Annotated in this window: 9 protein-coding genes; 3 read left to right on the plus strand and 6 right to left on the minus strand. The window is 42.9% G+C overall.

The window, feature by feature from the left end; all coding sequences use genetic code 11:
- Positions 1-262: 262 nt before the first annotated feature.
- Positions 263-1,033 (plus strand): MipA/OmpV family protein, encoded by a 771-nt coding sequence (locus AAGA51_RS05210; protein WP_415679604.1) that lies wholly within the window; start codon positions 263-265, stop codon positions 1,031-1,033.
- 86 nt (positions 1,034-1,119) lie between these two features.
- Here AAGA51_RS05210 and AAGA51_RS05215 read toward each other — a convergent pair whose 3' ends face one another.
- From AAGA51_RS05215 to pflA, 3 genes are all read right to left on the minus strand, one after another.
- A complete protein-coding gene (locus AAGA51_RS05215) occupies positions 1,120-1,620 on the minus strand; it encodes a YfbU family protein (protein WP_042486689.1) in 501 nt (166 codons plus the stop codon).
- 124 nt (positions 1,621-1,744) lie between these two features.
- Positions 1,745-2,386 carry an energy-coupling factor ABC transporter permease gene (locus AAGA51_RS05220; protein ID WP_415679605.1) on the minus strand — a complete coding sequence of 214 codons (642 nt, stop codon included), beginning with the start codon at positions 2,384-2,386 and terminating at the stop codon, positions 1,745-1,747.
- 137 nt (positions 2,387-2,523) lie between these two features.
- Positions 2,524-3,264, minus strand: a complete 741-nt coding sequence (gene pflA / locus AAGA51_RS05225; protein ID WP_042486918.1) for a pyruvate formate lyase 1-activating protein — start codon at positions 3,262-3,264, stop codon at positions 2,524-2,526.
- A 236-nt stretch (positions 3,265-3,500) separates the two neighbouring features.
- Here pflA and AAGA51_RS05230 point away from each other — a divergent pair, with 236 nt between their 5' ends.
- Positions 3,501-5,381, plus strand: a complete 1,881-nt coding sequence (locus AAGA51_RS05230; RefSeq protein ID WP_042486684.1) for a methyl-accepting chemotaxis protein — start codon at positions 3,501-3,503, stop codon at positions 5,379-5,381.
- 24 nt (positions 5,382-5,405) lie between these two features.
- Here the strand turns inward: AAGA51_RS05230 and AAGA51_RS05235 are convergent, their stop codons facing one another.
- From AAGA51_RS05235 to AAGA51_RS05245, 3 genes are all read right to left on the minus strand, one after another.
- A complete protein-coding gene (locus AAGA51_RS05235; RefSeq protein WP_042486681.1) occupies positions 5,406-6,392 on the minus strand; it encodes a lipid A deacylase LpxR family protein in 987 nt (328 codons plus the stop codon).
- A 188-nt stretch (positions 6,393-6,580) separates the two neighbouring features.
- Positions 6,581-8,860: a formate C-acetyltransferase gene (gene pflB, locus AAGA51_RS05240; protein WP_042486678.1), complete on the minus strand. Its 2,280-nt coding sequence runs from the start codon at positions 8,858-8,860 to the stop codon at positions 6,581-6,583.
- A gap of 294 nt (positions 8,861-9,154) precedes the next feature.
- Positions 9,155-10,702, minus strand: a complete 1,548-nt coding sequence (locus tag AAGA51_RS05245; protein ID WP_042486675.1) for a DUF3360 family protein — start codon at positions 10,700-10,702, stop codon at positions 9,155-9,157.
- A 610-nt stretch (positions 10,703-11,312) separates the two neighbouring features.
- On the opposite strand from AAGA51_RS05245, the gene AAGA51_RS05250 reads away from it, so the two are divergent.
- Positions 11,313-12,083: an ABC transporter ATP-binding protein gene (locus AAGA51_RS05250; protein ID WP_042486672.1), complete on the plus strand. Its 771-nt coding sequence runs from the start codon at positions 11,313-11,315 to the stop codon at positions 12,081-12,083.
- Positions 12,084-12,102: the final 19 nt, after the last annotated feature.

The raw sequence follows: 12,102 nt of genomic DNA on the forward strand, positions 1-12,102 counted from the left end.
AACATAAATCCCTAACAATTTAAGACTAGTTTGCTATTCGCGATTTTGCTTAGAGATTATGCATTTATTTCAAATTAGTGATGATAAAAAGAAATTTCGAATTTGATATTTGCAGAAGAAATGTTTTGTGCTTGTCGCGTCCAATGTGGTTCATGAATGAGACGTTCAAACGGTTTTAAAGGTTAAAAATCACAATAGTTCTCATCTTTATTGTCAATGGGTGCATAGGTTCGTATGATGTCACTCAATGGATTGCATACCAATGGACATAACTATCACTATGAATAAGTTCTACTTTTCTGCGTTTGTTGCTCTCTCTTTGACAATGGCACTTCCTGCTCAAGCGCAACCTGATCAATGGTCGTTAGGCGTCGCGGCGGCGTATTCACCAGCGGTTTATAAAGAAACGCCATCGAATCAAACGGTAATTCCTGTTATCGGTTATGAAGGTGAGCACCTGTTTCTGCGTGGCTTCAGTGCGGGCTACCGAGTTCTGCCGATGAGTTCTCCGCAAAACTTCGTTTTCAAACTGATGTATGATCCGAGAACTCTCAAACCGGGAGACTCAGACAATGCGCAAATTCAAATGTTGGATAAACGTTCCTCAACGATTTTAGGCGGTGTCAGTTATCAATTGAGAACTCCGGTTGGTTTACTCGAAACCTCTGCTGCTACAGACATCGGTGATACACATAATGGTTTATATGCAGAAGTAGCGTTGCGTTTCCCACTACGTTTTAGTAACTGGGGAGTGACTCCGGGTATTGGTTACTCATACAACTCAGATAAGCTGAATAACCATCTCTATGGTGTTTCTAGTGAAGAAGCGGCACGTAGCGGATTGCCTGAGTTTGAAGCGAAGTGGGACGGCCTGTACTTTATTGGCGCGTCAGCCTACTGGAACATCATTGATACAGTGAGAGTGAACGGCAACGTTCGCTATACGAATCTGGAAGGGGATATAGAAAAAAGTCCGATCATAGAAAGTGGTATTAGTACTACCGTTTCTTTTGGTATTGCTTATCTTTTCTAAGCCCGGAATTTTGATATAAGTAAGGCGGACAAAGTCCGCCTTACTGCATTTTAAATTAGTATTTTTAACCGATGGTTAGCTCTTAACTATGCGTTAAAGATCTGACGCAGTTCATTTGCAGACAAATGGTACTGACGTGGGCAATGACGCCATGTCGCCAGCATGCGATGATATTTGTCAGCCATTGGCATCTGACTGTTGAAATGGTGGTCGCCTTTGTCAAATTGAGGATAAAGACCTTCAGAATCGACTAAGAAGCGAACGTAGTTAACCAACTGGCCTTCTGTTGCAATGTCGTAGCCTAAGAAATTCAAACGACGTACATCAACGTCTTTTCTCGCTTCTTCACTGAGCATTTTGTGTGATTCTTGCATTGCGTGATACATCTCCATGATGTCGATAACTTCACGACATTGGGCATCACTTAAACAGCCAAACTCTTTATTTAATTCACACATTTGGAGTTCGTAACCGCGCTCAACAATGGTTTGCATACGCTTGTATTTTGCTGAGTTTGAAGGGTCAAGCTGAGACATTAAGAAGTATTGGTTTGAAAGAATAAGACGTTGAGCGTTAGTCATTTCCATAGCTGGCCTCACTAAAAATTGATTATTTTTTTGCTGAGGTTAGGTTAACAGTAATGCATTAATCTGAAACATGATCTCAACACTGTTTTAATAGAGATAGTACATAAAATACGCAGAGGTGTGACTATTTTTTGTGATGATGATTGTAGATATAGTCCCGATCAGAGAACACTCTCAGCCACTCAGGCTTAAACACCGAAAGTATTGCCAGAGCCATACCGTTAAGCAGCCCTTCAGGGAAGGCAAGTAGAGGTACAAAGATAAGATAGTTGTCTAATATGGTTTTCCAGTCGTGGTTACCCAGATTGAGTTGATAACCCGCATTGATGGCGAGGTGTAAACTTCCGGTCAAACCGCCGTTGAAAAATCCTGCGACAAAAATGAATACAAAAATGTTACGTGGCAGATAGTGATAGCTTAACGAGAATACGGCATAGGAGATCAAAATCGGAACCAAGCTGGAGAGCAATAAAAATTCCGGTAGAGCAAACAGCGCCAGTTTCCCTACGATGACCAGAGCAAAACTGACCGGAATGGTCAGCATGAAAGCGCTTCTCCAACCGAACATCATGGTCAGTGTTGTGAGTGCTAAGAAATGGATTTGGAGACCATCTTTGACACTGGCCTGCGCTGACCAGAGTAACACAAGGGCAAACATCACGGCATAGGTCAGATGCTGAAAGGATTTTTCAGTTTTAAACTTCGGCAAAAAAGCGTGCTGTACATCTTTGAGTGAGATGGCGAAGAAGATAACAACGATAGCCAGCGCGACAAGTTCTTGTAACTGCAAAATAATCCCTAAGAGTAGAATTTATCCTTTAATGCATTTCATCGTGTGAGACAGATATTAAAATGCCAACCGGTTATGGTTGGCATTTTTAACGAATCGTCACCGAGTTTGAATCAGTATTTTACGTTTGAGTGATATTGCTCAAGGATAGATACAATTCTATCCATGGTTTCCTTACTTGGAGGCTCTACACCTTCAAGTGGGTACTCTTCTCCCATCGCTTCCCACTTGTGAGCACCAAGTTTGTGATATGGAAGCAGCTCAATCTTCTCAATGTTGTCCATATCCTTAATGAACTCACCCAGTTTATGGGCTGATTCATCATCGTCGGTATAGCCGGGAACAATCACGTAGCGCAACCAGGTTGGTTGATTAATCTTGTGCAGGTATTGAGCAAAATCGAGAGTACGTTTGTTGGATACACCCACTAAATCTTGGTGGATGTCGTCATTGATCTGTTTGATATCGAGCATCACAAGATCAGAGACTTCAAGAACTTCATCGATCACAGGCGTAAATTTACGGATATAACCGTTGGTGTCTAGGCATGTGTGTATGCCCTCTGCTTTCGCCGCTCGGAAGAAGTCTCTGACAAACTCAGGTTGAAGCATGGCTTCGCCACCAGAACACGTAACACCACCGCCAGAAGCATTCATAAAATGACGGTAAGACTTCGCCTCGTTGATGATCTCTTCAACAGTAACCACTTTGCCTTCGTGTGTGTCCCAAGTGTCACGGTTGTGACAATACTTACAACGGAATAAGCAACCCTGAAGAAAAACGATGAAACGAATTCCTGGGCCATCAACCGTACCGCAAGATTCGAATGAGTGAATTCGACCAGAAGTAGACATGTGTTGCTCTCGATTGTGTAATTTAGTCGTCATTTTATTACAAATAGTGTGGATTAAATAGGTTTTCCTTATTCCATTCAGAGTTGTAATAAATAGTTTAAAAAAAAATCGAAATTGCTGAAGATGGGTGTTATAAAAAAGATATAAGTGACAAAAATGTAAACGAAACATTACGACACTTTAGCCCGTAGTATCTTGAAGTCTAAAGTCACAGGATGGTGACAAGGAAGATTAGCATGGATGTACTGAAATTATCTCAGAAGCAAAAAATCACACTTTTTATTATTGTTCTATGTATCGGCTTTGTTAGCCTTGGTCTTTATACCTCAATGAGCTTGTCCGGTATGGGCTCACAATATAAGCAGAGTTCGGACATTACGTCTGGAGCATTGGCTATGCACTCAACCCAAGCCGATCTTCTTGCTTTGGCCTCCGAAAAAGAAAGTCTCACCGCAGATCAGGTTTCTCAAGCTAAGGAAAAGTTAAAAGGCTTGATGGAGCATGTTCAGACAGATATCACTTTTCTTCAGCAATTAAACTTCAATGAAGAGTCTCAGCAACTGCTACAAGTCACCTCACAATTTGAACAGTCACTCTTACCTTGGATGGAGCTCAAATCTGAATTGGGTTTCAACGTCGAAGAGGGCAAACTGGGTGAGCTAAAACAACTGGCGACCACCATAGAAGCGAAAATCGCTGAAACAGGGATGGTGACCATCAATTCTGATTTCCAAGCTGTTGTCAAAGCGCAACAAAACTATCTTCTTCAGCCAAGTGAACAAAACCTAAAGCTATTTAATCGTGCTATGGCCGGCTTTATAAATATGTCGAAAAGCTACTCAATGCTTTCTCTCTATGAAAAAGAAGTGGCGAATTTCAAAGAAACTTTTTTACGTGTTAGTGAACTTTCACAATTGGTTAATGAGCAGCAAGAGCAATTGTTTACCAGTGAGTCTCAAGCGAAAAGTATTATAGAAAACTTATCAAAGCAAATTGGTGACATTAGTGAGACATATCAGCGTCAAGCCGAGCACGCAGGAGTTCAAACTCAGTGGTCTGTGCTGGTGGCTTGTGCCGTCTTAGCGGTGATAACTATTTCGATTTTTGTCATGCTAAGTATCTCTTTGACTCGTTCACTATCGCAAACCAAAGCGGTGATGGAACGCCTGTCGCAAGGTGATTTGTCACAGCGAATGCCTATATCGAATAATCCTAATGATGAGTTTAACCAATTGGCGGTAGCGATTAACCAGAGTTGCGAACACTTAGGGGAGTTGGTCAAAGCTGTTCAGCAGCGAAGTGAAGCGTTATCAGGAGATGCGGCACAACTAAACACTGGCATTGACGACCTTGTGAACGGGCAGTCTGATGTGTTAGGGCAAACTCAGTTATTGGCTTCTGCCACTGAAGAAGTCAGTGTTACTACTCATGAAGTGTCTAATTCTCTGGCGTTTGTTTCTGATGTGAGTAAGTCATCGACAGAGGCGGCGGAAAATGGTGCGAAAGTCATCGCAGCCGCCATTGGTTCACTAGAGGACGTTGGCAAAATTCTAAGCTCTGCGACGACCAATATTCAGCAACTGGAAGAAGCTTCGACCAAAGTTGACTCAGTCATGGATATCATCAATAGCATTGCTGAGCAAACTAACTTGTTAGCGTTAAATGCGGCTATTGAAGCTGCGCGAGCAGGGGAGCAAGGACGCGGTTTTGCGGTTGTGGCAGATGAAGTTCGAAACTTGGCTGTACGTACCGTGAATGCGGTTGCGGAAATCTCAGGGACTATCGAGACGATGAAGAAAGAGAGTGCTGAGGTTATTCAGAAATTTGGCCAATCTGGACAAACCATGCAGGTTGGTCAAGAGCGAGGCCATGAAGCAATGGAGGCTTTGGCTCAGATCACCAATAAAGCAGGAGAGGCAGCGCACCAGACGGAAATCATCGTCAGTTCCATTAAAGAATTGGCGACTACCAGTCAATCCATGGCTGACAATATGACGCAAATTTCTGTGGCAATGAAAGAACTCGAAGATAACAACGAGCAGCTGCGTTCAATCAGCCGCGTCGTAGACCAACGTTCTTCAGAGCTAAACTCTGATTGCCAACGCTTTAGTATTTAAGCGATAGGTACCCAACAATCGCGTCTAGAAAAACGCGTAGAAAGAAACGCCGCCAGTACCATGTAGAGATTTCTTATCTTGCTTGTATTCAGAAGTATTGGCGGTTGTTGTAAAGGTAAAACCGAAGTGGCGGCTGTACCATGCAGCGCCTGCTACAGCCGTAGCTTGCCAAGGTTCTAAAGTCACTTCGTAATAACTTGCCGGATGCTCTAGGCCTTCTAGTGGTCTGTTTCCTTCAATTGTGATGTCGTTAAAACGATATCGCCCTTCAATACCACCAAAAAGAAACCAACCATAGTCAGACGCGCCAATCATGCCTGCCTTAAATGGGTTTTCCACAGAAATTTGCGCGCTACCAAAGTTACCCGCCAAATCTTGTCCCCAACGAACCATAAATCCTGTTGCGGCATCGCTACGGTAGTTACCGATATTTACTTCTGAAATATTGGAGATTTCAAAGTCCGTGCTCATGGTGAAGCGTTGGCGAATTAAGTTGAAATGAGAAAGATAGCCGACACTGCCCACCACTTTGTCTTCAACCTGATAAGCCCAACCGTTTGGATCGTCAGATTTTGTAATGGAATGAACGATGCGTTGAGCTTCTTCAGAAAGAGAACTCTCGCCTGTGGTTCCAATCAGCAGATTAAAGCGTTGCGCCTGTTGCGGGTGCAAGCTGATGTAGCTGAATTCACCGTGTAGTAAGCCTGCATAGGGGCGTTCATTCGGTTGTGGTGTATCAAGCGTGATATCTGAAGGTGTCCACATTTTATGACCCAAGCTGACCTCCCACTTATCTAAACTGGTAGCTCCCCAAGCGGAAAGACTAAGTGGCCTTGACCACCAATTTGGACGAACGGCACCAGAGGTGTACGAAAGGAAAAGACCGCTAGTGTAGTCTTGGTCTATCCCGTAAATACCATCGTTATCAACGTTGAGAGTTACAGTCGGCGTTTGAGCAGCAAGAGCAGAAAAACTGCATGTTAATAAAAGGAAAATGCGGGATACGGACATTTGATTACAGCTCGAATACAACAGAGCCGTGAGTTTAACTGATTGAAAAGGCTAAGACGAGTAATGATAAATGTTGGATTTAAATATTTGAGTCTCATTAAGCATTATTAACGCTTTGATAAATTTACTGAATAAATAAAAAGCCCCCGCAAAAGCGAGGGCTTGTAGCTCATTATTTAAGCGAAGTCTTACATAGACTCAGTAAATGTACGAGCGATAACGTCAGCTTGTTGTTCAGCAGTCAGAGAGTTGAAACGAACAGCGTAACCAGATACACGGATAGTTAGCTGAGGGTATTTCTCTGGGTGTTTAACAGCGTCTAGTAGAGTGTCGCGGTTAAGCACGTTAACGTTTAGGTGTTGACCACCTTCTAGTTTGCCAGCTTCGTGGTGGAAGTAACCATCCATTAGGCCTGCAAGGTTAGCACGTTGGCTTGCTTCTTCTTTACCTAATGCGTTAGGAACGATAGAGAAGGTGTAAGAGATACCATCTTGAGCGTCAGCAAACGGTAGTTTCGCTACTGAAGTCAATGATGCTACCGCACCTTTCTCGTCACGACCGTGCATTGGGTTTGCACCAGGTGCAAATGGAGTACCAGCACGACGACCGTCAGGAGTGTTACCAGTTTTCTTACCGTATACCACGTTTGAAGTGATAGTAAGGATAGACTGAGTAGGAATCGCATTACGGTAAGTCTTAAGCTCACGGATCTTGTTCATGAATACAGATACAAGTTCACAAGCGATATCATCTACGCGAGAATCGTTGTTACCGAATTTAGGGTAATCGCCTTCGATTTCGAAGTCGATTGCTAGACCATCTTCGTCACGAATTGGTTTAACTTTCGCGTATTTGATTGCAGATAGTGAGTCAGCTGCAACAGATAGACCTGCGATACCACATGCCATAGTACGGATAACGTCACGGTCATGTAGAGCCATTAGAGACGCTTCGTAGCTGTACTTGTCGTGCATGAAGTGGATAGCGTTTAGTGCAGTCACATACTGCTTAGCTAGCCAATCCATGAAGTGGTCCATTTTTTCCCAAAGTTCGTTGTAATCTAGGTATTCACCAGAGATCTTGTCCATTTTTGGACCAACTTGGATTTTCAGTTTCTCATCGATACCGCCGTTGATGGTGTAAAGCATCGTTTTAGCAAGGTTCGCACGAGCACCAAAGAACTGCATTTGTTTACCAACAACCATTGGAGATACACAACATGCAATTGCGTAATCGTCAGAGTTCATGTCTGGACGCATTAGGTCATCGTTTTCGTACTGGATAGAAGAAGTATCAATAGATACTTTTGCACAGAAACGTTTGAAACCGTCTGGTAGCGCTTCAGACCAAAGAACAGTGATGTTTGGCTCTGGAGAAGGACCCATAGTGTATAGGCTGTTTAGGAAACGGAAGTTAGAACGCGTTACTAGCGTACGACCGTCAAGACCCATACCACCCATTGATTCTGTTGCCCAAATTGGGTCGCCAGAGAATAGCTCATCGTACTCAGGAGTACGTAGGAAACGAACCATACGCAGTTTCATTACGAAGTGGTCGATCATTTCTTGAGCTTGAGCTTCTGTGAGTTTACCTGCAGCGATATCACGCTCGATGTACACGTCTAGGAACGTAGAAGTACGGCCTAGAGACATTGCAGCACCGTTTTGAGACTTAACAGCAGCTAGGTAGCCGAAGTAAGTCCATTGGATAGCTTCTTGAGCAGTTTCAGCTGGACGAGAAATATCGCAGCCGTATTTCGCAGCCATTTTTTTGATTTGACCAAGAGCGCGGTGTTGCTCAGCAATTTCTTCACGAAGTTGCATAGTCATGTGAAGGTCTTCACCGTTCTCAAAACGCTCTTGTAGAGACGTGAATTGAGCTAGTTTGTCCTTCATTAGGAAGTCGATACCGTATAGTGCAACACGACGGTAGTCACCGATGATACGACCACGGCCGTATGCGTCAGGAAGACCCGTTAGTACACCAGATTTACGACATGCAAGGATGTCTGGAGTGTAGATGTCGAAAACACCAGCGTTGTGAGTTTTACGGTATTCTGTGTAGATTTTAGAAACCATAGGATCAAGTTCACGATCATATGCTTTGCATGAACCTTCAACCATACGGATACCACCGTTAGGGATGATTGCACGCTTAAGTGGAGCGTCAGTTTGAAGACCAACGATAGTTTCTAGATCTTTTTCAATGTAGCCTGCATCGTGAGCAGTGATGGTAGAGATAACTGAAGTGTCAAAATCCACAGGAGCGTGAGTAGAGTTCTCCTGTTTGATGCCTTCCATTACCTTAGCCCAAAGCGTTTTAGTCGCTTCAGTTCCTTCAGAAACTAGGAAAGATTCGTCACCCTCGTATGGAGTGTAGTTCTTTTGAATGAAATCACGAACGTTTACTTCATTTTGCCACTCACCTGCAGCAAAACCTTCCCAAGCTTTAGCAAATTGCTCTGCCATGACATACCTACCTTTTTAGTAGAAAAAACACGTACTGTTTCGCCGTTGAGCCAGCTATCTCTTTAGTTAAAGAGAGGCAGTACACTCTATTTAATAACAATATGTATAGTTCATAATCTCAGACTAATACTATAGATATTGTTACTTGTTCTTACAGTGAAATGTCCGTTTGATGAAATCACATTACACTAAAAAAAAATTGCAAAACTTAAACTAAATCAATAAAAGTTGAAAAAGCCAATAATAAAAGAGGGTAGCGTTTTGCGCTACCCATCTAAATTTTAACCTTTTAGCTTATAACCAAGCTTTAAGACCATATTGAGCTTCTAGCATACCAACTGCAAGCATAGCAACAAGACAGATAATAAACACGGTTACAGGGATAACAATTTTATCCATGAATGACAAACGTGAAGCACGTTCTTTGTCACCGATTAGACCGTTGTTGTCTAGGAACATGGTTAGAGCCCAAGCCAATACTGGGTTCGCAACAATAGAAGCGAAGATACAGATACCAGCCGCTTGTGAGTCTTTAGTATCGCGAACCATTTGCATACCTGCTTCTAGTAGAGGTAGAGATACACCTACTAGTAGCGCAACACGCATTACAGGTGGCCATACTGCAACGTCCATAGGGAAACCAAGTACCGCAACAGTCATTACGATCAGACCAAGCAGAATTGCACCCGCAGGAATTGGACGTTTAGCGATAGCCGCAGGGATCATGTAAGTACCCCAAGATGAAGTGATGTTACCACCACCAACCGCTGTACCAACCATTTGACGGAATGAACACATAGTCATAGTGTCATCTACGTCCATTAGTACTTTTTCAGTACCTCTAGGGTAGTTCATCTCTTGGAAAATACGGTGACCAAGGAAGTCTGGTGACCACATTGCCACTGCAAGAATTGCGAATGGTAGAGATGCGATGAAGTGTTCCATGTTAGGAAGACCTAACATCCAACCTTCTTCAGTGCTGCCCCACCAGTAAACTGGGTTAAGGTTTGGAAGGCCCATTTGTGTTTCGAATTTGATGTCAAAACCTGCGCCGAATAGCAATGCGATAGCTAGACCAGTAAACGCACACACAGGGATTGCAAGCCAACGCTTGTTGATTTTCGCTAGGTAAGCGTAGATAGCAACGGTCACACCAAGTACAACTAAACCGACATAACCCATGCTTCCCGCGGCTACGTCTGCGGATTGTAAACTCACAGCCCAAGCTTGGATGGAGTTAATCTGACTGATTGTACCCGTTAAACCTAAGAAGATAAGTAAACCGCCAGCAGTGCCTTCAGAAGTGAGGTTAACAAGCTTAGAACCACCTTTGAAAAAGCTAAGTAGCAGACCAAAGACACCGATAAGCAATGCTAATGCAAGAGGGTGAGCACCGGCTAGAGCGATAGTACCGATAAGTGGAATCATCGGACCGTGGTTACCTGCTAAGTTTGCTTTAGGGTTGAATACACCAGAAGCAAGCACACAGAATAAGAGTGCAGGAATCAACATTTCCACACGAGCGACTTCGATGGCGAACTCTTTCGTTAGATGAACGTGATCCCAAGCTTGAGTTAAACCTTCCGCCCAAGACATCATAACTGCTGAGTACATCGCGATGATGCCGATAGTACCAGCAAGAGCAGGAACGAAATCTTCTAGTTCGAAACGGAAATCGCGACCCGGCAAGTTTAAACCAAAGCGGCGAGGCTTCATGATTTGTAGTTCATGATCTAAGTAATCTGAACGGCTGTCGAACTCAGACGCTGGACGATGAAGCTCACTGTAGCTCTTAGTCTCGATATCTGAATCAGAATGCGCTTTATTCACTGCTTCTGACATAGATTCCTCATTATATAAAGTTATTAATTCTGAATTGAATTCTGCTTAAGTGTCCGCAATAGCGAAAGTTTCGGCTGAATATGTAACACGTTTCTATTGTGCTTTATAGCATAGCCAACGAAATAATAATGGGCATTAGAATAGCCTTATAAGTGGTGGCGAGTTTAACGTGCTAACCCTTTATAGTGATTGATCTTGATCACTTTAGTTTGGGAAATGAAAGAAAACTACATCGTCATAATAAAATCAGGCAGATAGTGGTTTTTATGGTTGAAATTAATTTTCAAAGTGTGATGTTTATTACCCCTTTTGAACTTGCCAAAACGTGAAAACCTATGCGTGGTGGTTATGATTCAAAGTTTGCTATAAGTCTTGCTTTTAGCATTTTTGTTAAATTGGCTTGGTTGTGTTTAATAGGGGGAGAGTGTTTTAATATGCGTGCTTTGAAGAAGAAATAGCCATTTTATGAATTAATACTCACATAAAATAACTAAATATTTCATTTTTGTAGGTTAATAATTTGTTGCATGTTATAGCGTCGAGTGATACTTTGTAGCGAAATTGAGCTGGAATGCTCTGCAGTGTCATAAAATACAGGGAGTTAAAGCGCATGAATGAAGTACCAGCGCTCGATATAAAACAACTGCACAAAACATTTGGCCAGAATGAAGTTCTGAAAGGCATTTCACTTCAAGCACATAAAGGGGATGTTATCTCTATTATAGGCTCATCCGGTTCTGGCAAAAGTACCTTTCTACGTTGCATCAATTTACTCGAAACACCGACAGATGGCGAAATCTGGGTTAATGGTGAATTGATTCAAATGAAAAAGAACCGTCAAGGTGTCTCTCTTCCTGCCAATGAAAAACAAGTGCAGCGTATCCGTTCGCGCTTAGCTATGGTTTTTCAAGGATTCAACCTCTGGTCACACATGACAGTGCTGGAAAACGTGATTGAAGCACCTGTTCACGTTTTAGGTGTTCCTAAAGCTCAAGCAATAGAAAATGCTGAACTACTATTGAAGAAAGTAGGTCTTTACGAGCGAAAAGATTACTACCCTGGGCACCTCTCTGGAGGTCAGCAACAACGCGCTGCAATTGCAAGAGCGCTCGCTGTTGAACCTGAAGTATTACTGTTTGACGAGCCAACATCAGCTCTTGACCCCGAGTTAGTAGGTGAAGTGCTGGGAGTTATGCGCTCGTTAGCTGAAGAAGGGCGAACCATGTTAGTGGTTACTCATGAAATGGCTTTTGCTCGTGACGTTTCTAATCATGTATTGTTTTTGCATCAAGGAGTGGTGGAAGAACAGGGCGATCCTAAAAAGCTGTTTAGTAATCCCGATTCAGAGCGTCTTAAGCAGTTTATCTCTTCAATCTATTAATATCTTTCGGCCCTTCGGT

Source organism: Vibrio diazotrophicus (assembly GCF_038452265.1).
GTDB classification, from domain to species: Bacteria; Pseudomonadota; Gammaproteobacteria; order Enterobacterales; family Vibrionaceae; genus Vibrio; species Vibrio diazotrophicus.